Raw genomic sequence first — 24,561 nt, forward strand, 5'->3', positions numbered from 1 at the left:
CGGACCCTTTTTCGCGAAACCGCCGGCTACTTGCGCCTGGTCTTGGGATCCAGGGCCTCACGCAGGGACTCGCCCAGCAGGGTGAATCCAAGAGCCGTGATGGCAATGCAGATGCCCGGCAGGAACGCCAGCTGCGGGGCCACCGCCAGTTCGTTCTGCGCGTAAGTCAGCATCCGGCCCCATTCGGCGCTCTCCGGACGTCCGCCGCCGAGCCCCAGGAAGGACAGGGCCGCGGCGTCGATCACTGCCGTAGCCAGGGTGAGGGTGGCCTGGACAATCACGGGGCCAACGCTGTTGGGCAGCAGATGGCTCATGGTGATGGTCCGGGTGCTCAGCCCCAGTGCCTGCGCGGACAGGACGTAGTCTGCTCCGCGCTGGCTGATCATGGAGGAACGCAGCAGCCGGGCGAAGATCGGCACCTGCGATACACCGATGGCAATCATGACCGCGGAGGGTGTCTGTCCCAGTACTGCAGCGATGCTCACGGCCAGCAGCAGGTTGGGCACCGAAAGCAGGATGTCCACGAAACGCATAATGACGTTGTCCACCCAGCCGCCGAACCCGCCGGCGATCACACCGAGCAGCATGCCGCCCAGCAGGCCGAGCGCCGTGGAGATGACACCGATCAGGAGGGACGCGCGTGCTCCCCAGATGAGCTTGGAGAGGACGTCTCCGCCGAACCGGTCGAGGCCCAGAGGGAAACCCTCAACCTCGCCCGGACCGGGAATCGACGTCGGCGTGATTTGGGTACGCCCGGGCAGTTCCTCACCGCCGTAGGGAGCAAGGATCGGCGCGAAGACAGCGACCAGGATGAACAGGCCCACGATGACTGCGCCCGCGATTGCGGCGGGGTTGCGGCGCAGCCGCCGGAAGGCGTCCTGCCACATTCCGCTCCCGCGTGTGTCCGGCGCTGAAGGCTCGTCCGGGCGGACTGCCCCGCCGGAAGGAGGGGGAAGAACTGTACTCATTGCACCCTCACCCTCGGGTCGATGAAGCCGTAGGACACGTCAACCAGCAGGTTGATCAGTGAATACGCTACGGCGATGAAAATGATGAAGCCCTGCAGCACGGGGTAGTCGAGGTTGAAGATGGCATCCCGCAGGAATCTGCCAACCCCGCTGAATGCGAAGACTGTTTCCGTCAGCACCGCTCCGGAGATGAGCAGCCCGGTCTGCAGGCCGATCGTCGTCGTCACGGGAAGCATGGCGTTGCGCAGCACGAACCGGTTGCGGATGGTCCGTTCCATCAGGCCTTTGGCCCGGGCAGTGCGGACGTAGTCTGCACCCTGGACTTCAAGGACCGAGGCACGCGTAATGCGCACGATAATGGCCAGCGGAATGGTGCCCAGCGCGATGCCGGGCAGTATCAGGTGCATCAGGGCGTCCCAGGACGCGTCCCATTCCCGGGTTAACAACCCGTCCAGGACGTAGAAGTCCGTCACGTGCGTGGCGTTGATCCTCGGATCCTGCCGGCCGTCCGTGGGGAAGAGGGGAATCTGGATGGCCAGGAGCCATTTGAGGATGAAGGCCAGGAAGAAGACCGGCACGGTGATGCCAATCAGCGAGAGCACTACGGAAGAGTGGTCCCAGAAACGGCCGTAGTGCCTGGCTGCCAGGTAGCCCAGGGGGATGCCGATGCCGATCGCGAAGATGAGCGCGACGGCGGCGAGTTCCAGGGTGGCCGGGAAACGGGTGGCGAACTCTTCGAGGACGGGCCGGCCGGTCACTGTGGACGTACCGAAGTCGCCCTGGAGGAGCTTGCCGACGTAGGTGAAGTACTGCTCGATGAGCGGCCGGTCGAAGCCGTAGGCCTCATTGATCCGGGCGATGGCCTCAGGCGTGGCCTTGTCTCCCAGGAGGGCGGTTGCTGGGCCGCCGGGAAGGCTGCGGACCCAAATGAAAAGAAGGATGGACAAGCCGATCAGGGTCGGGATCAGCATTAACAGGCGCTTGCCTATAACTCGCAGCACGAGTGTCCTTTCTCAGCCGGTTGTGCGGCTGCTGAAAAGGTAAGGACAGAACGGACCGGGACCCAGCGCAAGCTGGATCCCGGTCCGTTTCGCCGCTACTTGTTGAGCTTGATCTGGTTGAACACTTCGTCGTTCACGGGGGAGGCCGGGTAGGAATCCACCCGCTCCGAGAATGCGAGCGACGGCGCCGGGTGCGCCAGCGGCACGGCCGGGACGAACTTGGCGATGTCGTCGTTGATCTTCTCGTACATCGGAGTCTGCTCTTCCAGGCTGCTCACCTGGCGGGCTGCCTCGAGCTGGTCGAAGATCTCCGCGTTGGTGAAGCCGAACTCGGGCTTCTCCTGGCCGAAGAACACGCCTACGAAGTTGTCCGTGTCGTTGTAGTCACCGGTCCAGCCCAGCAGGTGGATGCCGTGGTCTTCGGTGGCCTGCACGCGGTCAAGGTAGTCCGGGGACCACTTGCTCGGCTGCGGGTTGACCTTGATGCCCACTTCCTCCAGCTGTGCGGAGATGTTGGAGAAGACCTGCTCAGGGGTCGGCATGTACGGGCGGGAAACACCCGTGGGGTAGTTGAAGTCCACGGTAAAGCCGTCCGGGTAGCCGGCCTCGGCCAGCATTTCCTTTGCCTTCTCCGGGTCGTACTCGTACGTGGTGACGTCTTCGTTGTAGCCGTTGACGACGTCGGGAATGAACTGCGTTGCAACCTTGGTGCCTTCGGGAAGGGTCTGGTTGACCAGTGCTTCCTTGTCGATCGCGTGTGCGATTGCCTGGCGGACCAGCGGATCGGCGAGCTGCTCGACCTTCTGGTTCATGCCCAGGTAAAGGATGGTGAAGGGGTCACGCGGAATGACCTTGAATCCGGCGTCTGCCAGCGCCTGGGTATCGGCCGGAGCCACCAGGTCGTAACCGTCAATGTCACCGGACTGCAGGGACTGGCGGCGGGAGTTGGGATCGTCGATCACGCGGAAGATGATGTCCGTGACCTGTCCCTGGTCGCCCCAGTAATCCTCGTAGGCGGACAGGGTGATCTGGTTGCCGACTTCCCAGCCTTCGAACTTGAAGGGACCGGTGCCGGTGGGGTGTTCCTTGGCGTAGGTCGTCAGCGTGGGGGCTTCCGCAGTGCCGGAGGCTTCATCGGCTGCGTACTCTTCCATCGCCGTCGGGCTCTGCATGGAGAAGGCGGGGAGCGAGAGAGCTGCAATGAACCCTGCGAAAGGCTTGGCCAGGGTGATGACGGCCTGGTTCTCGGCCGGCGCCTCACACGACTCGTAGGTGGCGGTCTCGGGGCTGTCAGCGAAGCCCTTGAACAGCTTGCTGTAGTAGTAGGCCAGGCTTTCGGCCTGCTGGATGCCGGTGAAGTTGTACCACCGGTCGAAGTTCGCGCAGACCGCTTCGGCGTTGAACGGGGTCCCGTCGTGGAAGGTGACCCCTTCTTCGAGATCGAAGGTGTAGGTCAGGGCGTCCTCGGACGTTTCCCAGGACTTGGCCAGAAGAGGGGCAGGATCGGCGGTGCCCGGTTCCACGCCCACAAGGCCTTCGAAGATCTGTCGGCTGACGCGGAAGGATTCGCCGTCGGAGGCGAATGCCGGGTCCAGGGTCTTGGGATCCGAGGAGGCTGCAAAGACGAACGTGCCGTCAACCTCGGAGGCGGTGGCGCCGTCGTCTGCGGCATCCCGGTTGCTTTCGGCGCAGCCGGAGAGCACCAGGGCGCTCATGGCCAGCCCGGCGGTTAGGGCGGCAGCCCGTCGCCGGGTCTGCCGGCTGAGAGTGAATCTGCCAGCAAGGGTCATTGTTCTATCTCCTCTGGGCGGTGAGGTCCGCTCCTGCCGGTCGGCCAGAGCGGGATGTGCTGTGGAACACACATATGTAATCCCAGAGCCTAACCGCAGAGACGGAGTGCTTTGGGACGCTAAGCATGTGCGGCGCGGTCACAATTCGGTTACACACCGGCGCAGTCTTTTGCCGCATCCCGTGGACAGGCCCCGGGGCCGGCCTTAGCGTCGAATGGTGGGTACTTCTTCGGCAGATAACGGACGCCCGGCGCTTACTGCACTGGCAGCGGGGGCCGCCCTTGGGCTCATCGCAGCGGCAGCCGGTGCGGTGGTGCAAAGACTGCGCAGGAACCCCGTGCTGGTCCGCGCCGGCCGCTTTCGCCCGGATCACGGGTCCGGGCCGGACCCTGAGGCCGTGACCGCACGCAAGGAAGCGGACATGCCCGGCTGGAAGCAGGGAATGCCGGGGAGTTTTGATGCGGGAACCCTGGAAATCAGCTCCCTGGACGCCGCGACAGGTACTCCGGGCCGCACCTGGATTGTCCATAACGGACCCGAATGGCAGGGACTTCCCGGTGAGCGGGTAGTGCTGCCATGGGAGAGAGGACGCGGGCCCGGACGTCCTTCGATGTGAATCAGCTCTCAAAATGCCGGTTCGATTTCTCCCGGCGGAAAAGTGCTGGTAGAGTTTCATGTCGTTGCCGAGCGCAAAGTGCTGGTTTTCCAGCACGGTGAGCACAGCAGCTGCCAGCACCTCTAGCTCAATTGGCAGAGCAATTGACTCTTAATCAATGGGTTCCGGGTTCAAGTCCCGGGGGGTGCACAGTCAAAGCCCGCTGTACCAGGATTCTGGTGCAGCGGGCTTTTTGCTGCGCACCGGGGCAGTGCGAGCGGTTCGTGTGCACGCGAAAAAGCTGGTAGAGTAACTTGTCGTTGCAGATCGAAAAGCCGGAGAAAAACGGCGGGAAAACTGCACAGACTGCCAGCACCTCTAGCTCAATTGGCAGAGCAATTGACTCTTAATCAATGGGTTCCGGGTTCAAGTCCCGGGGGGTGCACAGATACGAGGGAGCCCCGTTCCGGGGAGGCTGCGGCCAGACCGGGACGGGGCTTTTTCATTGCCTCTGCACGGCCTGCACAGTCCCGCCGCTGCCGCATGCAGCCCAAAGCGGTCTATCGCCGCCCCGGAGACCCCGCGTAGACTTCCGCGGTAAGCCTTCCAGTGCCGGCATACCCGGGTTTGAACAGCACATCCACGGTGCGGCGCTGAGGGTTCCGGCGACTATGGGAGCGCACTCATGAGCAGTGAAGTCCGCATTGAAAGCCCGGCCAAAGACACCTACGTACTCCGCAACACCAGCGGCAGGGAACTTCAGCACGTCATGGTGGACCTGGCCCGGACCGGCGCTACTTCCCAGGATCTTCCGGCGGGTATGACCCTGGTTCCGGAGGAAGGCGTCGAGTTCCACCTGCACCACCACGGCGGTTACTCCCCGCCGGCCAGCATGCACGTCCGGTGGGACGGCGGCCCGGAGTGGGTGGAAGTGCCGGTCGCCTAGTGTGGGCATCCGGCTTTCCCTGCGCTACATCCTGCCCCAGCGGGCCCGTGCCAGGGCGAAAATGCCGTAGCAGATAAGCCCGACGGCGATCGCCAGGATCAGCGGTGCCCCCAGCGGGTACTGGAGCAGGGACTGCAGGCTGCCGTCCAGTCCCGTCGACTCGTCCGCCCGGTGGTTGACGGCTGCAGTGATGAACAGCGATCCAACCAGTACCAGTGCGATTCCCTTGGCAACATGGCCTGCTACCCCCAGTGCATTGAGCAAATGGCCTCGGCGGGTGTCCTCGAAGTACCTCAGTTCGGGACGAAACCGCCGCGCTGAGCCTTTAAAAACGAAGTACGCTCCAATGCCCACTACCAGTGCACCCACGCATCCAAGTGCCGGGGCGCCGGCGGGGGAGTCCAGTACGGCGGCACTGAAATCAGCAGTGCGGTCCCCGGAGTCCTTCCCGCGGCCCCTGGCGAAGGCAGCAAACGTGAGCGCCACGCTGCCGTAGATGAAGAAGAGCGAACCGGAAGAGATGCCCTTGGACAGGCGCTCCTTTCCAGGTTTGTGCCGGGCACGGACAGTCGCCTCAGCCAGCTGCCACAGTGCCAGCGAGGAGCAGAAGGCACATCCAGCCCACATCAGTGCCGGACCAAACGGTTCCGACCGTGCCAGCGGCCCGATCGCGCCGCTGGTTTCGGCTTCGCCGTATCCGCCGAAGGCCACGCTGACTGCGATGGCGCCGATGAGAATGTGCAGCAGTGCCATGACCGCGAAACCGGTGCGGGCCATAACATCCAGCCCGGTATTGTCCGCCGCCTCTTCCAGGGACTCCGCGGCCTCGCTGCCGGAGGTGTCCCGGCCGGGTTGCGCAGTCATTGTGGATCCTCCCGCAGCGTCGATCCGGTTCGTGGCTCAACCATAATGCCGGCGGGTGCTGCGGGGCAGTATTAAACACTTGAAGGGCGCACCCGCAGGTACGCCCTTCAAGGGAAAACTAAACGTCCGCTTCGCTGCTAGGCAGTCTGGGAAGCGGTGTCAGCCGGTATGTCCAGAGGTGCATCCAGCGGGACCGGGAGACCCGGAACATCAACCGCCATGTGCCAGCGCGGATTGCCGAGTTCCCTGATGACGGTGCGCAGCTGGCTGCGCAGGTCCTCCGAAAGGAGCTCTCCGCCATCGAGCAGCGTTCGCTCAATATCCTGGGCCTCATGCAGGGCTTCAATGCCCGCCGGAGTAATGGACACCATGTGGCTGCGCTTATCCAGGTCATTCCGTACACGGGTAACGTGCCCGTGTGCTTCCAGCCTGGCCAGGGTCTTACCCATGGTTTGTGCTTGAACGCGGACCAGCTGCGCGAGATGCGCCTGTGTCATGGGACCCTGGGAATCCAGGACTCCCAGGGCGATAACGCCCGCGTGGGTCACTCCTATACGGACAAGTCGCTCGTTCCAGGCATGCTCAACCAGACGGGCGGCTGTTGATAAGAGGCGACCGGTGGGCCAATGCTCCATATCCGGCATAAAACTGAACTCTTCCTTTCGAGTGCGGATTCACGCGGCCTGATCGGATAGCCTACAAATCCAGTGTCTAGGATAACCAACCGCAAGCCTGCTGTCGTCCTGCGACACAGCCTTTGCTCAATCGATACCTAAGGAGCCCCGTCTTTTATGTCGAAACTCACCAGCGGTGACCCGGCGCCTGATTTCACCCTGACCGCCTCGGACTCCTCAGTTGTGTCTCTCGCAGACCTGCGCGGACGCAGTGTAATTGTTTACTTTTACCCGGCCGCAGCAACTCCGGGCTGCACTAAGGAAGCCTGCGACTTCCGTGACAACCTGAATTCGCTGGCCGCCTCCGGCTACTCCGTGCTTGGCGTTTCGCCGGACAAGGTGGAGAAGCTCGCCAAGTTCGCTGCGGACGAGGCCCTGAACTTCCCGCTTCTCTCCGACCCGGACCACGCAGTCGCTGAGGCATACGGTGCCTGGGGAGAGAAAAAGAACTACGGCAAGGTCTACGAAGGCCTCATTCGCTCCACCATCGTCGTTGATCCCGAGGGCAAAGTTTCCCTCGCGCAGTACAACGTCAAGGCGACCGGACATGTTGCCAAACTGCGGCGTGATCTCGGTCTCGACTAAGTGTCAGGTACACTAAAGGCTGGCTTTGGCCGGGTAACCGGCCTGCCGGCCGCGCGCGAGTGGCGGAATTGGCAGACGCGCTGGATTTAGGTTCCAGTGTCTTCGGACGTGTGGGTTCAAGTCCCTCCTCGCGCACATAAGTAAAACGCCCTGGTCTTCCGGACCGGGGCGTTTTCGTTTGCCGGAGCCGCCGGCCGCACCGCTAGGCTTTGGGCATGTCACCAGAGCCGCAGAAAATCCGCACCATCACCGTGCCCACCGCCGAACTCTACGAGGCGCTCCAGCCGCTTCCCGCCGGAATCAGCGCCGCGGTCTGGGATTTCGACGGCGATCCGGACGGGATCGAGTATGCGGACATCGATGCGGTGGTAGCTCCCTATACCGGAGGCAAGGCCTGGCAGGAGAGCCTTGTCCGCGTCCCGAACCTCAAGCTGCTCCAGGCCCAGACCACGGGATACGACGGCCTTCCCGAGCTGGTGGGGGAGTCCACCGCCGTCGCCAGTGCTGCCGGAGTCCACGCTGCCGCGACAGCGGAACTTGCACTCGGCCTGATCCTGGCATCGCTGCGCGGCATCGATGCCGCGGTGCGGGACCAGCTGCGGGCCAACTGGAATCCGCAGCGTTATCCGGGCCTTGCTGACCGCAGGGTGCTGCTGGTTGGCGTGGGCGGGATCGGACGGGAAATAGCGGCCCGCCTTGAGCCGTTCGAGGTGGAGCTCACCAGGGTGGGAAGCACGGCACGTGACGACGACGCAGGCCATGTCCACGGCGTAGCCGAACTCCCGGTGCTTGCCGCGGAAGCTGAAGTGCTGGTGGTCATCACGCCGCTGAACGAGAAGACCAGGCACCTCGTTGATGCCAAGGTGCTGGCGGCACTGCCGGACGGGGCGCTGGTGGTCAATGTCGCCCGGGGACCTGTTGTGGATACCGCTGCGCTGACCAAAGAGGTCACCTCCGGGCGGCTGCGGGCAGCCCTGGATGTGGTGGACCCTGAACCCCTTCCCGCGGATCATCCGCTCTGGAACTGCACGAACGCCATCATCACACCGCACAACGGCGGCAACTCAGGAGCCTTCACTCCACGGATCCAGGGTTTCCTGCGCCGGCAGGTGCAGCGGCTGGCGGACGGCCGGGAACCGGTGAACCTGGTGCAGGCCGGTCCGTGGAAACAGTCCCGGGACGCGGACTAGGCCAGCTCCAGGAAAGTCTCCAGGAACAGCCGGAAGTCCTCCCGGTCTCCGTGCTGGACCAGCACACGGCGCTGGCCGCCGGAAACCGGGGGCAGTTCAGGTGAGGGCTCAACACCGAACCTGAAGATCCGGCCCGTGCTGGTACCGACCTCGTAGCTTCCGGGGGAGAGCTCGTCAGTGTGGGACAAATTGGTGGTGTTGACCGCGGTGGGTGCCTCGAGGCTCTCCATTGAGTCCGCGGCGAAGGGGGCGAATATGAGTTCCGGCGGACTCCAGCGGTAGCCCAGCACGTAGTACCCGGCCGAGTCGGCCAGCGGTGTGGCACAGACCAGGTTGTAGTCGCCGTAATTGGGGATCTGCGAATCGAAAACCCGGCGAAGCGAAGACTTGAGGGAGTCACTGGACGTGGACTGGCCGTCTGGCGGCCCGGTTTCCGTGCTCATGGTCCCCAGTCTATGGACTGATACCCCCATCCGTGGAAGGGCCCCGGGCCCGGCGGGAAAGTTCATCAAGCTGTGCTGCCCTCGTAACCAGGGCGTAACAAGCCGCGGCCGCCGCAGCCGGATGTCCGGGCCGGGGCGGAGAAGGAATAGGATTTTGCTATGACCACGGAGAGCACCCCTGACATCAAACCCCGCAGCCGAGTCGTAACCGACGGGATCCATGCGGCGCCCGCGCGCGGTATGTTCCGTGCGGTCGGCATGGGCGATGACGATTTCGCCAAGCCCCAGATCGGCATTGCCAGTTCCTGGAACGAAATTACCCCCTGCAACCTCTCCCTGAACCGTCTGGCCCAGGGCGCCAAGGAAGGCGTCCACGCCGGCGGAGGGTTCCCGATGCAGTTCGGCACCATTTCCGTTTCCGACGGTATTTCGATGGGCCACGAAGGCATGCACTTCTCCCTGGTGTCCCGCGAAGTCATTGCCGACTCGGTGGAAACCGTCATGATGGCCGAGCGCCTTGACGGCTCCGTCCTGCTGGCCGGCTGCGACAAGTCGCTGCCCGGCATGCTCATGGCTGCGGCGCGCCTGGATCTCTCCAGCGTTTTCCTCTACGCCGGTTCGATCATGCCCGGCTTCGCCAAGATGGAAGACGGCACCGAACGCGAAGTCACCCTGATTGATGCCTTCGAAGCGGTCGGTGCCTGCGCTGCCGGGAAAATGAGCCTCAAGGACCTGGACACCATCGAACGTGCCATCTGCCCGGGTGAAGGTGCCTGCGGCGGCATGTACACCGCCAACACGATGGCCTGCATTGGTGAGGCACTCGGTATGTCCCTGCCGGGTTCCGCGGCTCCGCCCTCGGCTGACCGCCGCCGCGACGAGTTCGCCCGCAAGTCCGGCGAAGCCGTGGTGAACCTGCTGCGCAAGGGCATCACTGCCCGCGACATCATGACCAAGAAGGCGTTTGAGAACGCCATCGCCGTGACCATGGCCTTCGGCGGCTCCACCAACGCCGTCCTGCACCTGCTGGCAATCGCACGCGAAGCCGAAGTCGACCTCACGCTGGAAGACTTCAACCGCATCGGCGACAAGATCCCGCACCTGGGCGACCTGAAGCCGTTCGGCCGCTACGTGATGTTCGACGTCGACAAGATCGGCGGCGTCCCGGTCATCATGCGTGCCTTGCTGGATGCCGGGCTGCTGCACGGCGACTGCCTCACCGTCACGGGCAAGACCGTCGCTGAAAACCTCGAAGCGATCAACCCCCCGGATCCTGACGGCAAGGTGCTCCGCGCACTGGACAACCCGATCCACAAGACCGGCGGGATCACCATCCTCAAGGGATCGATGGCTCCTGAAGGTGCTGTTGTGAAGTCCGCAGGGTTCGACGCCGATGTCTTCGAGGGCACTGCCCGTGTCTTCGAGCGTGAGCAGGGTGCACTCGATGCACTCGACGCCGGAGAGATCCACGCCGGCGACGTCGTCGTCATCCGTTACGAAGGCCCCAAGGGCGGCCCGGGTATGCGCGAGATGCTCGCCATCACCGGTGCTATCAAGGGCGCAGGCCTGGGCAAGGACGTGCTCCTGCTGACCGACGGACGGTTCTCCGGCGGCACCACCGGCCTGTGCATCGGCCACGTTGCACCCGAAGCGGTCGACGGCGGCCCCATCGCCTTCGTCAACGACGGCGACCGGATCCGCGTGGACATCGCAGCCCGCACCTTCGACCTGCTGGTGGAGCCCGAAGAGCTCGAAGCCCGCAAGGTTGGCTGGGAGCCGCTGCCCGCCAAGTTCACCAAGGGCGTCCTGTCCAAGTACGCCAAGATGGTCAACTCGGCTTCCACCGGCGCTTACTGCGGTTGAAACCCTTCCCCAGCCGCAAGGCGCTGAGCGCCTTGCGGCTGGGGCCCCTAAAGGGTTTCAACCTTATTAAGCCCTGCCGCCTCGGGTGGTCAGGGTTTACACCACCTCCGGCACCCGCGTCTTCGAGTTGGAGGTGTCTGCCCTGGAAGGTAGGGGCTAATGCTCCCTGCACGCAGCGCAACATCTGGGTGTCCACACAGCGGACTGGAAAGTCCATATAATGAGACGCATCACCCTCTGGTTGACACCGTAACCGGAGGAGGGGAACACTGATCTCTATGCAGATCGTAACCGTCGTCCTTAGCAAGCGCGTGGCGTAACAGCCCGACTTGAAAGAGACGTCACGCGCGGACCCCTACGGAGCCAACAGGCACGAGGGGTTTTTTTATTGGCTTCAGAAAGCACAGAGACCGCACCGGGCTTACCCTCCGGGCGGTACGCCGCATCAGAACTAAATGGATATGTATCCGCAAAGGAAGTTTCCGATGAGTAAGGGATCGCCAATCAGCCCGTCGCTGATGGCACACAAGACTGGCCCTGCACGGTCCGTGCAGACCAAGAGCAAAGATGCAGCTTTTTCTGTCAACCCGGCTGAAGCCATGGACACCCGCGTCCAGGGCCCCAACAACGTAGTACCGCCAACTGAGATGACCGGTTCGCAGGCCATCGTCCGTGCGCTGGAAGAACTTGGAGTCGAAGACGTCTTCGGTCTGCCCGGCGGCGCGATCCTGCCGACCTACGACCCGCTGATGGACTCCACCAAGCTGCGGCACATCCTGGTCCGCCACGAACAGGGCGCCGGCCACGCAGCCGAAGGCTACGCGATGGTTACCGGCCGTGCAGGCGTCTGCATTGCGACGTCGGGCCCCGGTGCCACCAACCTGGTGACCGCCATTGCCGACGCCCACATGGACTCCGTCCCCATGGTTGCCATTACCGGACAGGTCAACAGCTCCGTCATTGGTTCCGACGCGTTCCAGGAAGCGGACATCGTCGGCATCACCATGCCGATCACCAAGCACTCGTTCCTCGTGACCAATGCCGACGAGATCCCCAGGATCCTCGCCGAGGCGTTCCACATTGCCACCAGCGGCCGTCCCGGTCCTGTGCTGGTGGATATCACCAAGGACGCACAGCAGGGCAAGACCACTTTCTCCTGGCCGCCGAAGATCGACCTCCCCGGCTACCGCACAGTGGTGCGCGGACACTCCAAACAGGTGCGCGAGGCTGCGCGGCTGATCTCAGCTTCGCAGCGCCCGGTGTTCTACGTCGGCGGCGGTGTGCTGAAGGCAGACGCTTCCGCGGAACTGCTGGAACTGGCAGAGGCGGTTGGTGCCCCCGTGGTCACCACGCTGATGGCGCGCGGTGTGTTCCCCGACTCCCACGCCCAGCACATGGGCATGCCCGGCATGCACGGTTCCGTTTCCGCGGTCACGGCACTGCAGCAGTCGGACCTGCTGATCACCCTGGGCGCACGCTTCGATGACCGCGTCACCGGCGTGCTGTCCTCCTTCGCCCCCGGCGCCAAGGTCATCCACGCGGACATCGATCCGGCGGAGATCTCCAAGAACCGCACGGCGGACGTGCCGATCGTCGGATCGGTGAAGGAAATCATTCCTGAACTCACCGAAGCCGTCCGCAGCCAGTTCGAGTCCACCGGTACCCCGGACCTCGGGGCCTGGTGGTCGGTACTCAACCGGCTGAAGGAAACCTACCCCACCGGCTGGACCGAACCCGAAGACGGCCATGTTGCCCCGCAGCAGGTGATCAAGCGGATTGGTGAACTCACCGGTCCCGAAGGCGTCTACGTGGCGGGCGTGGGACAGCACCAGATGTGGTCTGCCCAGTTCATCAACTATGAGCGTCCCAGGGCATGGCTGAACTCCGGCGGCCTGGGCACCATGGGCTACTCCGTTCCGGCAGCCATGGGCGCTAAGGTCGGCAACCCGGACCGCGTGGTCTGGGCGATCGACGGCGACGGCTGCTTCCAGATGACCAACCAGGAACTGGCCACCTGCCTGATCAATAACATCCCGATCAAGGTTGCCATCATCAACAACTCCTCACTGGGCATGGTCCGGCAGTGGCAGACCCTGTTCTACGAGTCCCGGTATTCAAACACGGACCTGAACACCGGCCATGACACCGTGCGTGTTCCGGACTTCGTGAAGCTCGCCGATGCCTACGGCTGCGTGGGCCTGCGCTGCGAACGCGAAGAGGACATCGACGCCACCATCGAAAAGGCGCTGTCCATCAACGACCGTCCCGTCGTCATCGACTTCGTGGTCAGCCGCGACTCGATGGTCTGGCCCATGGTCCCGTCCGGGGTCAGCAATGACCTCATCCAGATTGCCCGCAACATGACACCCACCTGGGAAGAGGAGGACTAGGGAACATGGCACGCCACACCCTTTCAGTGCTCGTAGAAGACGTTCCCGGTGTCCTGACCCGGGTCGCGTCCCTGTTCGCCCGCCGGGCGTTCAACATCAATTCTTTGGCTGTCGGCCCGTCGGAGGTTGCGGGTCTTTCCCGCATCACCGTAGTGGTCGAAGCCGAAGGTGACCTGCTGGAGCAGGTCACCAAGCAACTGAACAAGCTCGTCAACGTCATCAAGATTGTCGAACTTGTTCCCGAGTCTTCCGTGCAACGAGACCACATCTTGGTCAAGGTTCGCGCGGATGCCGCAACCCGGCTGCAGGTAACCCAGGCGGCCGAGCTGTTCCGTGCTTCAGTGGTAGATGTGTCTACAGACTCCCTGATCGTTGAAGCCACTGGCACCGCCGATAAGCTCAATGCACTGCTCTCAGTGCTGGAGCCCTTTGGCATCCGCGAAATAGTTCAATCCGGAACCCTGGCCGTCGGCCGCGGTGCGAAGTCGATGTCCGACCGCGCGCTGCGCAGCGCCTAGTTCCCCTCAAAACCTTTATCCAAGACCAAACAGGAGATATTGAAGTGACTGACATGTATTACGACGACGACGCAGACCTGTCCATCATCCAGGGACGCAAAGTCGCCGTCATCGGCTACGGCAGCCAGGGCCACGCACACGCCCTGAGCCTGCGCGATTCCGGTGTTGATGTCCGCGTTGGCCTGAAGGAAGGCTCCAAGTCCCGCGCCAAGGCAGAAGCCGAGGGCCTGCGCGTCCTCAACGTTGCCGACGCCGTTGCCGAGGCCGACCTGATCATGGTCCTCACGCCGGACCAGGTCCAGCGCTTCGTCTACGCAGAGGATATTGCCCCGAACCTGAAGTCCGGCGACGCGCTGTTCTTCGGCCACGGCTTCAACATCCGTTACGGCTACATCCAGCCGCCGGCCGACGTCGACGTCGCACTGGTTGCTCCGAAGGGCCCGGGCCACATTGTCCGCCGCGAATTCGAAGCCGGCCGCGGTGTCCCCGACCTCATCGCCGTCGAGCAGGACGCTTCGGGCAAGGCCAAGGACCTGGCACTTTCCTACGCCAAGGCCATCGGCGGAACCCGTGCAGGCGTCATCGAGACCACCTTCACCGAAGAGACCGAAACCGACCTGTTCGGCGAGCAGGCTGTCCTCTGCGGCGGCGCTTCGCAGCTGATCCAGTACGGCTTCGAGACCCTCACCGAAGCCGGCTACAAGCCGGAGGTTGCCTACTTCGAGGTCCTGCACGAGCTGAAGCTCATTGTTGACCTCATGGTTGAAGGCGGCATTGCCAAGCAGCGCTGGAGTGTTTCCGACACTGCTGAGTACGGCGACTACGTCTCCGGTCCGCGCGTTATCACCCCCGAGGTGAAGGAAAACATGAAGGCTGTCCTCGCCGACATCCAGAACGGTGCCTTCGCCAAGCGCTTCATCGATGACCAGGACGCCGGAGCCCCGGAGTTCAAGGAACTGCGCCAGAAGGGCGAGGACCACTCGATCGAGGGGACCGGCCGTGAACTGCGCAAGCTCTTCTCCTGGATCAAGTCCGACGACGATTACACCGAAGGTTCCGTCGCGCGCTAATTCCGCCGGTAACAAAGACACGGATTGCCCGTGTCCGTAACCGCGGCGCTACGCTTGAAAAGCAAGCCGTTTCGGTAAGGAGGCCGGGCCCTGCATGGGGTCCGGCCTTCGGCGTGAAATACCCAAAACCACATCGACACACAGCTAAAGAGGTCATCGGTGACTGCCACCAAACCAGTAGTACTCCTCGCGGAGGAACTCTCGCCCGCCACGGTTGAGGCCCTCGGCCCCGATTTCGAGATCCGCCAGACCGACGGCGCGGACCGTTCCCAGCTGCTTTCCGCCATCGCGGATGTCGACGCGATCCTGGTGCGCTCTGCCACCCAGGTGGATGCCGAAGCCATCGCGGCTGCCAAGAACCTGAAGGTCATCGCCCGTGCCGGCGTGGGCCTGGACAACGTGGACATCCGTTCAGCCACCCAGGCCGGCGTGATGGTGGTCAACGCACCGACGTCGAACATCATTTCCGCCGCCGAGCTGACCGTGGGCCACATTCTCTCCCTGGCCCGGCACATCCCGCAGGCATCGAACGCCCTGAAGGGCGGGGAATGGAAGCGCTCCAAGTACACCGGTACCGAGCTCTTCGAGAAGAAGGTCGGCATCATCGGCCTTGGCCGCATCGGCGCCCTGGTGGCAGCCCGCGTGCAGGGCTTCGGCACCGAGGTCCTGGCGTACGACCCGTACATCACCTCCGCCCGCGCTGCCCAGCTGAACGTCAAGCTCGTCACCCTGGATGAGCTGCTGGAGCAGTCGGACTTCGTCACCATCCACATGCCCAAGACCCCGGAAACCCTGGGCATGCTCGGTGCTGAGGCGTTCGAGAAGATGAAGGACACCGCGTACGTGGTGAACGTGGCCCGCGGCGGCCTCGTGGATGAGGACGCGCTGTACACCGCCCTGACCGAAGGCAAGATCGCCGGCGCCGGCGTCGACGTGTTCGTCAAGGAACCCAGCACGGACCTGCCGTTCATGGCACTGGACAACGTCATCGTCACACCGCACCTCGGTGCCTCGACCGACGAAGCACAGGAAAAGGCCGGCATCTCGGTGGCCAAGTCCGTGCGCCTGGCGCTGGCCGGTGAACTGGTGCCCGACGCCGTTAACGTTGCCGGCGGCGTCATCGCCGAGGATGTCCGCCCGGGCATCCCGCTGATCGAGAAGCTGGGCCGCATCTTCACCGCGCTGGCCCACGACTCGATGACCGCCATCGACATTGAGGTGGCCGGCGAAATTGCGTCCCTGGACGTCAAGGCACTGGAACTCGCAGCACTGAAGGGCATCTTCACGGACATCGTGTCCGAGCAGGTTTCCTACGTGAACGCTCCGGTGCTGGCAGAGCAGCGCGGCATCGCCGTCCGCCTCATCACCACGCCCGACGTTGATGACTACCGGAACCTGCTGACCATCCGCGGTGCCCTCTCCGACGGTACCCAGCTGGAGGTTGCCGGCACGCTGACCGGACCGAAGCAGATCCAGAAGCTCGTGGGCGTCAACGGCTACGACCTTGAAATCCCGATCAGCGAGCACCTGCTGGTACTGCTCTACCAGGACCGTCCCGGCGTCATCGGCGCCCTGGGCCGCATCCTCGGCGAAGCGGAGATCAACATCGCCGGAATGCAGGTGGCCCGGAACTCCGAGGGCGGCCAGGCCCTGTCCCTGCTCACGGTGGATTCCTCCGTGCCGCAGGACGTCCTCGAAACCGTCCGCGAAGCCATCGGCGCAACCGTGGCACGCGAAGTGGACCTGCAGGACTAATCCGCCCCGCGTTCAGGAGGCCGGTCCCGGTTGGGGCCGGCCTCCCGTGCATCCCGGGAGGTACTTGCAGCACCCGGGCCTCCACCCGCAGTACGACGCCGCTGGCCCATGTTTCAGGCCGGAAGGCGATGTGCAGCAGGCTGGCTCCGGGACAGGATGGGTGTCATGAGTACATCCCTGCCCGGCGCGCCCCTGCTTGCGGCCGCCAACCTGACCAAGTCCTACGGGAATTCGACAGCACTTGCCGGCGTCAGCCTCCAGGTGCGGCCCGGCGAAGCCACCGCCGTTATGGGCGCGTCCGGTTCCGGCAAGACCACCCTGCTGCACTGCCTGGCCGGGATCATCCTGCCGGACACCGGAACCGTCCGGCTCTTGGGCACTGCATCCGATGTGCCCGCGGAGATCACCTCGCTCGATGATGCCGCGCGGTCAGCGCTGCGCCGCACCGAATTTGGGTTCGTGTTCCAGCAGGGCCTGCTGATTCCCGAACTGACGGCCGGAGAAAACGTGGCGCTGGCCCTCATGCTGAACGGAACACCGCGCCAGGTTGCCGAGCAGCAGGCGGCCGCGGCCCTTGCGGCGCTGGGACTGGGCGGGATGGAAGGACGCCGGATTGGGGAGCTGTCCGGCGGGCAGGCGCAGCGGGTGGCAATTGCCCGGGCCCAGGTGAACGGAGCCCGGGTGCTGTTCGCCGACGAACCGACCGGGGCGCTGGACTCGCGTACCTCGGCGGATGTGATGGCACTGCTGCTGCAGTCCGTCGCAGGAACGGGACGCGCACTGGTGGTAGTTACCCATGATCCCGAGGTTGCCCGCTGGTGCAGCCGGGTGGTCACTTTGGCCGACGGGCAGATCGTCGCCGATACCGCCGGGGTGGCCCGATGAGTGCATCCGCCGTTGTGGCGCGCGCAGTGGATTCTTCCCCGTGGGCGGTTCCCCTGCGGCTGACGTGGCTGCTGAACCGGCCCGGCACGTCCGGGTCTGCTGCCGCGATCCTGCCCGCAGCGTCCTTCGCCGTGGTCACCACCTTGCTGCTGACAGTGCTTGCCGGCGCACTGTCCTTCACCCAGTGGGGAGACGACGAGGGAAACCTGTACCTGCTGCTTGCAGCCTTTGCCCTCATCCTGCTGGTTCTTCCGCTGCTGACATTGGGCGGTTCTGCTGCTCGTCTGTCAGCCCGCCGCCGCGATGAACACCTCTCGACTCTCCGGCTGCTCGGTGCCTCTGCCCGGACAGTCCGCCAGGTGACCGTCCTGGAAGCGGCGGCCCAGGCCTTCGCCGGTGCCCTGGCCGGTGTACTGGGTTACGTCGTGTTCGCCCCTTTCGTGCAGCTGATCCATTTCCGCGGGGCTCCGCTTGGCAGTGCCTACTGGCTGCATCCGGCCGCCGCCGTGGTGGGTGTTGCCGCCGTCGTGGCCCTTGCGGTGGTCAGTTCGGTGATCAGCCTGCGCCGGGTGGTGATTTCCCCGCTGGGCGTGCGTACCCGGGCCGATGCGCAGAAAGTCCACTGGTCACGCGCAGGCATTGCGGTGCTCATCGTGGTGCTCTGTGTGGCGGCGCTGCTGACGCCGGTCGGCGCGGCGGCGCTTGCGCTGGCCGTCCTGTTCGGCGCCTTTGCGGGGGGCCTGGCTGTACTGAACCTGGTGGGGCCGTGGCTGGTAACTGTTTCGGCGAAGCGGCGCCTGCGGCGGGCAGCCACCCCGCAGGCGCTGCTCGCAGCCCGTATCGTGCTGGATGCACCGAAGGCCGCCTGGCGGCAGGTCAGCGCACTCTCCATGGTCTGTTTCACCGCCGTCGTGGCCGGTGCCGGTGCTGCACTGCTGCAGACCGCGCAGTCCGAAGGGCCGGAAGACTTCCTGCTCCAGGACGTGATGACAGGAGTGTTCATTACCGTCATCGCCGGATTCCTGATGGTGGCCTGCTCGGCCGGTATCAACCAGGCGGCGACGGTCCTGGACCGGGCTGAGCTCTACCGCAGCATGCACCGGATGGGGATGCCCCGGGAAGTTATTGACGCGGCGCGCACCGGTGCGGTGATGCAGCCGGTGGTGCTGGTCAGCGCCGCTTCTGCGGCCGTCTCTGCCGTTCTGCTGTTCCCCGTCACCGGGGCGGCGATACTCTTCAACCCCGTGGCCATGGCGTTCCTGGCCGCCTCCGTCGCAGCCGGCGTTTTCCTGGTGCGCGCCGGACTTGCAGCCACCTCGCCGGTGCTCACCTCGGTGCTGGAGCGCGACGCCGGCTGACGCACGTTGCTTCGGGTTGGGGCAGTGCCCGGCCCGAAGCGACAAGCCCAGCCGAAACAGGGTAATTTTCTAATGTGACTTCTTCCCAGACCCCGTTCTACATCACCACCGCAATCTCTTATCCCAACGGCGTGCCGCACATCGGCCATGCCTGGGAAACGATCGCCACTGACGCGATGGCCCGCTTCAAGCGGCTGGACGGCTACGACGTCTTCTACATGACCGGCACCGACGAGCACGGCCAGAAGATGCAGCAGTCCGCGGACAAGGAGGGCATCAGCGCCAAGGAACTGGCGGACCGGAACTCCGCGGCATTCCGGCAGATGAATGATGATCTGGGAACCTCCTACGACCGGTTCATCCGGACCACCGACGCCGACCACTACGCCGCCGCCCAGGCCATCTGGAAGCGGATGGAAGAGAACGGCGACATCTACCTCTCCAAGTACGCCGGCTGGTACTCCGTCCGCGACGAGGCGTACTACACCGAGGACGAGACCGAGCTGCGCGAAGACGGCATCCGCTACTCCAAGGAAACCGACACCGAGCTGACCTGGACGGAGGAGGAGAGCTACTTCTTCAGGCTCTCCAACTACCAGGACAAGCTCCTGGCCCTGTACGAGGCGCAGCCGGACTTCGCCGCACCGCGCTCCCGTTTCAACGAGGTGATCAGCTTCGTCAAGGGCGGACTGGAAGACCTCTCCATCTCCCGCACCACCTTCGACTGGGGCGTTCCGGTTCCCGGCAACCCGGACCACGTGATGTACGTCTGGGTCGACGCGCTGACCAACTACCTCACCGGCGCCGGTTTCCCCGACACCGACTCGGAGACCTTCCGGAAGTACTGGCCCGCTGACGTCCACGTCATCGGCAAGGACATCTCCCGCTTCCACGCCATCTTCTGGCCCGCCTTCCTGATGTCCGCGGGTCTGGAACTGCCCAAGCGCATCATGATCCACGGGTTCCTGCACAACAAGGGCGTCAAGATGTCCAAGTCGCTGGGCAACGTGGTGGCCCCCAAGGACTGGGTGGAGCAGTACGGGCTCGACGCCGTGCGGTTCTTCCTGCTGCGCGAGGTCCCCTTCGGCGCGGACGGCTCCTACAGCCACGAGGCAATCGTGGGACGCATGAACGCAGACCTGTCCAACAACCTCGGCAACCTTGCCCAGCGTTCCCTGTCCATGGTGGCCAAGAACTGCGGCGGCGCCGTTCCGCAGCCGGGGGAGTTCACCGCCGAGGACAAGGCGCTGCTCGAAGCCGCCGGGAACCTGCTGCAGGTGTCCCGCCAGGCCTACGACGTGCAGGACTTCCACGGTGCGCTCGAAGCGACCTGGAAGGTCCTGGGGGATACCAACGCCTACTTCGCGGAGCAGGCTCCGTGGGTGCTGCGGAAGACCGACGTCGAACGCATGAACACCGTGCTCTACGTGACGCTGGAAGTGCTGCGGATCGTGGCCATCCTCATCCAGCCGGTGATGCCCGGCAGTGCCGGCAAGCTGCTGGATGTCCTCGGCCAGCCCGACGGCGATGCCCGCAGCTTCGCAGCGCTGGGCACTCCGCTGGTTCCGGGCACTGAGCTGCCCGCCCCGGCTCCGATCTTCCCGAAGTACGAGGAGCCTGCGGAGTAACCCCAATCCAGATAACAGAAACTGCACGTACCAGCGCTGGTACGTGCAGTTTCTGCTATCTCGGTGAAACTCAGGGCTAAGCCAGGAAACGGGAGGGAACGGTGTCCTCCATGACCTTCGCGACGGCGTCCTGCTGGTCCTGCGCGAGTTTCAGCAGTTCGCGGATCCGCGGGGCATGGAAGCGGTGGTCGTGTGCCGAGAGCACCAGCAGGGTCCGGTAAAGGCATTCCTTGGCACGGACAATGGACTGGAGCGTCTCCAGCTCCAGCTGGCCGGTGGTCCCTTTGCCCGTGCTCAGCGGATTGATCGGACCCAGACGCCCGCCTACCGCGCCGATCCAGGCCAGCCCTTTCTTGATCCGGCTGCGCTGGTAGCCCAGCGCCAGGATCAGGGTCTCCAGTTCGTCGCGTTCGTCGGAGATTTGCTGCACGAGATCTGCGAAGACGCTTTCATACTTGGTGCCCTCCCACGTTGTGCGTGCCGCCTTGAACAGCCGCACTCCGGTTTCCGCTCCCAGGAGGTGGTCATCCAGGTAGGCGGCCAGTGACTCGTGCCGGGGTGTTCGGCCGGGTTCTGTCTGCGGCATTGCGGGGCTCCTTCTCTGCTCCCGGCGCGGAGGAAAACCGCACCACGGTTATCAGTATGCTTTGTATCTTTGCAGATCAGACGCAAAAAGCGCGAGGCGGGCATCCCCTGAATGCCCGCCCCGCGCTTTGTGCACGCCGCGCTTAGTCTGCGGCGAGTCCTGCGACGGGGGAGAGGCGCGCTGCCCGGCGGGCCGGAAGCAGCGAGGCTCCGAGCCCTGCCACCAGGGCCACCGCGAGCACTCCGCCCAGCTGGGCCCAGGGCAGGGCCGGGACCACATCCGCGAAGGCACCAAGTGCCGACTGGGCTCCGAGCCAGCCGTACACCGCTCCTAGCCCGAGCCCGATGAGGGCAGCCACTCCGGCGATCAGCACCGCTTCCAGCGCCAGCATGCCGCGCAGCTGGCCCTTGGTCAGGCCCAGGGCCCGCAGCAGGGAGGATTCCCGGGTCCGTTCCAGAACGGAGAGGGAGAGGGTGTTCGCCACGCCCACCAGTGCAATCACGACGGCGACCCCCAGCAGTCCGGTGACCACCATCAGCAGCACATCGATCACCTGTTCAAACGCTGCGCGTTCAATGACGGCACCGGCGATCTGGTAATCCTGCACATTCAGTGCCTCGGACAGGGCCGACTGGAGCTCCATGATCGCCGAGGTGTTCAGGCCGTCGGCAATGGCGATCCACAGAAGCGGCTGGGCCCGGAACTGTTCCGGCGTCTGCTCCTCCGGTACACCGCCGAGCAGCTGCGCGGTTTCAGTGGTAACCAGGGGGGAGAAGGAGCGGCTCTCGGAAGTCACAACCTTCAGTTCCACGTCTCCTCCGGCACCGCGCACGGTGAGGGTCTCCTCCTTGGCTCCCTGCGGCATGGTGATGGTGCCGGCTGCGGGAACCATGGAAGCGTCCTGCAGGACCGGGCTATCAGCAGAGTCCAGGGCATAGACCGGAACTTCTTCTCCGTTCCTGTCAATCAGTCCGGCGACCGGAAGGAAGGCGGCACGGTCCACATTTTCAACGGCTGCCGCTGCCACGGCATCTTTCGCCGTGAACGGAGATTCGACTGGAATGGCTCCGCGGACGGTGACGTCCACCGGGAACTCACCGGCGAGGGTGTCGTTGAAGGCACTCCGGGCGGTGGCGGCGCCCGTCATCATCATGACCACAAGGGTCACGCCAATGAGCAGGGCAGATGATGTGGCCGACGTCCGCTGCGGGTTTCGCACCGCATTTACCGCAGCCAGTTTGCCCGGAACACCCAGCGGGGAAGCCAGGAAGCCCACGGCACGGACCAGTGGCGGGATAAAGAGCGTGGAGCACATCAGGATGCCGACGAAGCTGAGGATTCCGCCCGGGAGGGCGATGAGCAGGTCCCCGTCGTAGGCGCCGTAGCCCAGCAGGGCGGCACCGCCGGCAGTCAGCACCAGGCCGGCGATAAGCCGGACGCGGCCCTTGCGTGTGCCGGCGCGTACATCCTCGGCGGGGCGAAGGGCTGCGAGCGGCGCGACGGCAGTCGCCGCACGAGCCGGCACCAGTGCGGCGAGGACAGTGAGGACCACCCCTGCCGCCATACCGGCCGCAACGGCCAGCGGCGGGACGTCCATGGTCGCGAAGCCGCTTTCCGGGAGGGTCTGAAGGTACGCCACGATTCCGCCCACCAGGCCCACTGCCGCCAGCACGCCGACGATGGAGGACACGATCCCCACCAGCAGGGCCTCGACAAGCACGGAACGCCGGATCTGTGACCGGCCTGCTCCGATGCACCGCAGCAGAGCGAGCTCCCGGGTGCGCTGGGCCACCAGCACGGAGAAGGTGTTCGAGACTACGAGGGCGCAGACCAGGAGTGCGACGGCCGCGAAAGCGAGAAGGATGACAGTCAGGCTGTCCTGCCCGCCGGTGAAGCCGGCCATGAGCTCGGTGGTCTCTTCCTCCACAGTGCGTACCGTCACGGCCTTGATGCCTGCATCGCTGAGTGCCTGCGTCAGGGCAGCCTGGACGGCTGTTACAGACGCGCCCTCTGCCAGTGCGAGCTGGATGGATCCAAAGCCGAATTCCATACTGGTGAAGGGCGCGGTGGTCTCTTCGGTTGCGTAGAGCTGGGCGGTGCCCATCGAGCGGGGATCCGAAGAGGCTTCAACCAGGGCAGTCACGGTGAGGGGGGTTTCAGCACCCTCCAAGTCCTCCGCCGATACCACGGGCAGCAGTGACCCGACGGTTATTCCCCGGCGCTCGGCGGTCTGTTCGTCGATGGCAACCTCGCCGGCAGTTGCCGGAAGGTTGCCCTTCACCACATCCACCGGGAGCAGGGAATCGTTGGCCGGGAGATTGGCCAGGACAGCGTATGAGCTTCCGCGGCCGTCCCGAACCGCCACGGAGGCGGCGAGCACTGTGTAGGTGTCTTCCACGCCGTCCATGCTGCGGGCGACGTCAGCAGTCTCTTCGTCGAGGATGGCCCAGGACTCGGCGTCGTCATCGTAACCGGCCGAAAGCACCAGGTCCGCGTTGCGGAAGCTTTGTCCCACACTCTGTGTCAGGGAAGCCTTGGACGAGGCATTGATGATCAAGGTGGCGGTGAGGAAACCGACGGCGATCATCACCGCAACGCCGACGGCGATGAAGCGGCGGGCGTTTAGGCGCACCTGCGCCAGGGCTACCTGCAGCACTGCTATGCCCCCAGCTTCGTCAGGGCAGCCAGGACGCTCTCCGGGGTGGGGTTGGAGAGCTCGCCCACCAGCGCGCCGTCGTTCATCAGCACAACGCGGTCCGCGTAGGAGGCAGCCACCGGATCGTGGGTGACCATGATGATGCTCTGGCCCATTTCCCGGGAGGAGCGGCGCAGCAGTGAAAGCACTTCGGCGCCCGAGCGGGAGTCGAGGTTGCCGGTGGGCTCGTCGCCGAAGATGACGTGCGGACGGGTCAGGAGGGCGCGGGCGACGGCGACGCGCTGCTGCTGGCCGCCGGAGAGTTCGTGGGGGCGGTGCTTGAGCCGGCCTTCGAGGCCAAGGGTGCGGGTGATCTCTGCGAGCCATTCGGTATCAACCTTGCCGTTGGCCAGGGAAACCGGGAGGGTGATGTTCTGCTCGGCGGTCAGCGTGGGAACCAGGTTGAAGGACTGGAATACGAAACCGACGCTGTCGCGGCGCAGGCGGGTGATGTCAGCGTCCTTGAGCGAGGTGATTTCGGTTCCGCCGATCCAGATGTTGCCGGAGTCAGCGGTATCCAGGCCGGCCAGGCAGTGCATCAGTGTGGACTTGCCCGAGCCGGACGGACCCATGATCGCGGTGAAGGTTCCGGACTCGAACCGGACGTCGACGTCGCGGAGCGCATGGACGGCGGTGTCGCCTTTTCCGTAGGTCTTGTTAAGGGCCTGTGCGGCGGCGGCAGCGGTGGAGCTGCCGGGGCCGGGCACAGCGTGGTGCTCAGTAAGGGTTGTCATGCCTTCAACGCTATCCGCGGCAC

General features: G+C 64.6%; 21 protein-coding genes and 3 tRNA genes. 15 read left to right on the top strand and 9 right to left on the bottom strand.

Going from position 1 to position 24,561, the window contains the following annotated elements; translation table 11 throughout:
• Positions 1-26 precede the first annotated feature (26 nt).
• The 3 genes from FYJ28_RS11220 to FYJ28_RS11230 form a co-directional block, all read right to left on the bottom strand.
• The gene (locus tag FYJ28_RS11220; RefSeq protein WP_055239677.1) at positions 27-968 is read right to left on the bottom strand and encodes an ABC transporter permease; all 942 of its coding nucleotides are present in this window, start codon (positions 966-968) and stop codon (positions 27-29) included.
• The gene (locus FYJ28_RS11225; protein WP_055239678.1) at positions 965-1,969 is read right to left on the bottom strand and encodes an ABC transporter permease; all 1,005 of its coding nucleotides are present in this window, start codon (positions 1,967-1,969) and stop codon (positions 965-967) included. Before FYJ28_RS11225 ends, FYJ28_RS11220 begins: the two co-directional genes overlap by 4 nt.
• A 95-nt stretch (positions 1,970-2,064) precedes the next feature.
• Positions 2,065-3,759 (bottom strand): ABC transporter substrate-binding protein, encoded by a 1,695-nt coding sequence (locus FYJ28_RS11230; RefSeq protein WP_082413296.1) that lies wholly within the window; start codon positions 3,757-3,759, stop codon positions 2,065-2,067.
• A gap of 217 nt (positions 3,760-3,976) precedes the next feature.
• Between FYJ28_RS11230 and FYJ28_RS11235 the strand changes: the two genes are divergently transcribed.
• The 4 genes from FYJ28_RS11235 (at position 3,977) to FYJ28_RS11250 (ending at position 5,300) form a co-directional block, all read left to right on the top strand.
• Positions 3,977-4,375, top strand: a complete 399-nt coding sequence (locus tag FYJ28_RS11235) for a hypothetical protein (protein WP_154579327.1) — start codon at positions 3,977-3,979, stop codon at positions 4,373-4,375.
• Between the two features lie 116 nt (positions 4,376-4,491).
• A tRNA-Lys gene (locus FYJ28_RS11240) sits at positions 4,492-4,564 on the top strand.
• Positions 4,565-4,726: 162 nt separating this feature from the next.
• A tRNA-Lys gene (locus FYJ28_RS11245) sits at positions 4,727-4,799 on the top strand.
• Positions 4,800-5,039: 240 nt separating this feature from the next.
• Positions 5,040-5,300 (top strand): hypothetical protein, encoded by a 261-nt coding sequence (locus tag FYJ28_RS11250; protein ID WP_055239680.1) that lies wholly within the window; start codon positions 5,040-5,042, stop codon positions 5,298-5,300.
• A 24-nt stretch (positions 5,301-5,324) separates the two neighbouring features.
• Here the strand turns inward: FYJ28_RS11250 and FYJ28_RS11255 are convergent, their stop codons facing one another.
• Together FYJ28_RS11255 and FYJ28_RS11260 are read right to left on the bottom strand one after the other, a co-directional pair.
• Positions 5,325-6,164, bottom strand: coding sequence for a DUF1206 domain-containing protein (locus tag FYJ28_RS11255; protein ID WP_229780412.1), 840 nt, complete (start codon positions 6,162-6,164; stop codon positions 5,325-5,327).
• Positions 6,165-6,301: 137 nt separating this feature from the next.
• Positions 6,302-6,808 carry a MarR family winged helix-turn-helix transcriptional regulator gene (locus FYJ28_RS11260; RefSeq protein WP_055239682.1) on the bottom strand — a complete coding sequence of 169 codons (507 nt, stop codon included), beginning with the start codon at positions 6,806-6,808 and terminating at the stop codon, positions 6,302-6,304.
• A gap of 147 nt (positions 6,809-6,955) precedes the next feature.
• Here FYJ28_RS11260 and bcp point away from each other — a divergent pair, with 147 nt between their 5' ends.
• From bcp to FYJ28_RS11275, 3 genes are all read left to right on the top strand, one after another.
• Positions 6,956-7,423 (top strand): thioredoxin-dependent thiol peroxidase, encoded by a 468-nt coding sequence (gene bcp, locus FYJ28_RS11265; protein ID WP_055239683.1) that lies wholly within the window; start codon positions 6,956-6,958, stop codon positions 7,421-7,423.
• Positions 7,424-7,476: 53 nt separating this feature from the next.
• Positions 7,477-7,558, top strand: a tRNA-Leu gene (locus FYJ28_RS11270).
• An 80-nt stretch (positions 7,559-7,638) separates the two neighbouring features.
• Positions 7,639-8,613, top strand: a complete 975-nt coding sequence (locus tag FYJ28_RS11275; RefSeq protein WP_154579328.1) for a 2-hydroxyacid dehydrogenase — start codon at positions 7,639-7,641, stop codon at positions 8,611-8,613.
• Here the strand turns inward: FYJ28_RS11275 and FYJ28_RS11280 are convergent.
• Complete coding sequence (locus FYJ28_RS11280) at positions 8,610-9,056, bottom strand: hypothetical protein (RefSeq protein WP_154579329.1); 447 nt, start codon at positions 9,054-9,056, stop codon at positions 8,610-8,612. The genes FYJ28_RS11275 and FYJ28_RS11280 overlap by 4 nt on opposite strands.
• A gap of 159 nt (positions 9,057-9,215) precedes the next feature.
• Here FYJ28_RS11280 and ilvD point away from each other — a divergent pair, with 159 nt between their 5' ends.
• The 8 genes from ilvD to metG all read left to right on the top strand — a co-directional run bounded on the left by ilvD (position 9,216) and on the right by metG (position 20,523).
• Positions 9,216-10,919: a dihydroxy-acid dehydratase gene (gene ilvD / locus FYJ28_RS11285; protein ID WP_055239686.1), complete on the top strand. Its 1,704-nt coding sequence runs from the start codon at positions 9,216-9,218 to the stop codon at positions 10,917-10,919.
• A gap of 485 nt (positions 10,920-11,404) precedes the next feature.
• Positions 11,405-13,309 (top strand): acetolactate synthase large subunit, encoded by a 1,905-nt coding sequence (locus FYJ28_RS11290; RefSeq protein ID WP_154579330.1) that lies wholly within the window; start codon positions 11,405-11,407, stop codon positions 13,307-13,309.
• A gap of 5 nt (positions 13,310-13,314) precedes the next feature.
• Complete coding sequence (gene ilvN, locus FYJ28_RS11295) at positions 13,315-13,827, top strand: acetolactate synthase small subunit (protein WP_055239688.1); 513 nt, start codon at positions 13,315-13,317, stop codon at positions 13,825-13,827.
• Between the two features lie 44 nt (positions 13,828-13,871).
• Complete coding sequence (gene ilvC / locus FYJ28_RS11300) at positions 13,872-14,897, top strand: ketol-acid reductoisomerase (RefSeq protein ID WP_055239689.1); 1,026 nt, start codon at positions 13,872-13,874, stop codon at positions 14,895-14,897.
• A 159-nt stretch (positions 14,898-15,056) separates the two neighbouring features.
• Positions 15,057-16,652, top strand: coding sequence for a phosphoglycerate dehydrogenase (gene serA, locus FYJ28_RS11305; protein ID WP_055239690.1), 1,596 nt, complete (start codon positions 15,057-15,059; stop codon positions 16,650-16,652).
• A 165-nt stretch (positions 16,653-16,817) separates the two neighbouring features.
• Positions 16,818-17,537, top strand: a complete 720-nt coding sequence (locus tag FYJ28_RS11310) for an ABC transporter ATP-binding protein (protein WP_154579331.1) — start codon at positions 16,818-16,820, stop codon at positions 17,535-17,537.
• Positions 17,534-18,895, top strand: coding sequence for an FtsX-like permease family protein (locus tag FYJ28_RS11315; protein WP_154579332.1), 1,362 nt, complete (start codon positions 17,534-17,536; stop codon positions 18,893-18,895). The genes FYJ28_RS11310 and FYJ28_RS11315 overlap by 4 nt, the downstream gene beginning before the upstream one ends.
• 74 nt (positions 18,896-18,969) lie before the next feature.
• Complete coding sequence (gene metG / locus FYJ28_RS11320; protein ID WP_326831671.1) at positions 18,970-20,523, top strand: methionine--tRNA ligase; 1,554 nt, start codon at positions 18,970-18,972, stop codon at positions 20,521-20,523.
• Positions 20,524-20,599: 76 nt separating this feature from the next.
• Here the strand turns inward: metG and FYJ28_RS11325 are convergent, their stop codons facing one another.
• The 3 genes from FYJ28_RS11325 to FYJ28_RS11335 all read right to left on the bottom strand — a co-directional run bounded on the left by FYJ28_RS11325 (position 20,600) and on the right by FYJ28_RS11335 (position 24,538).
• Positions 20,600-21,109, bottom strand: a complete 510-nt coding sequence (locus tag FYJ28_RS11325; protein ID WP_154579333.1) for a hypothetical protein — start codon at positions 21,107-21,109, stop codon at positions 20,600-20,602.
• 142 nt (positions 21,110-21,251) lie between these two features.
• On the bottom strand, positions 21,252-23,765 hold the full coding sequence (locus tag FYJ28_RS11330) for an ABC transporter permease (protein WP_326831672.1): 2,514 nt from the start codon (positions 23,763-23,765) through the stop codon (positions 21,252-21,254).
• A 2-nt stretch (positions 23,766-23,767) separates the two neighbouring features.
• Entirely contained in the window at positions 23,768-24,538 is a 771-nt protein-coding gene (locus tag FYJ28_RS11335; protein WP_082413297.1) for an ABC transporter ATP-binding protein, read from the bottom strand.
• Positions 24,539-24,561 lie beyond the last annotated feature (23 nt).

It is taken from the genome of Arthrobacter sp. BL-252-APC-1A (assembly GCF_009696625.1).
In the GTDB taxonomy this organism is placed as follows: Bacteria; Actinomycetota; Actinomycetes; order Actinomycetales; family Micrococcaceae; genus Arthrobacter_B.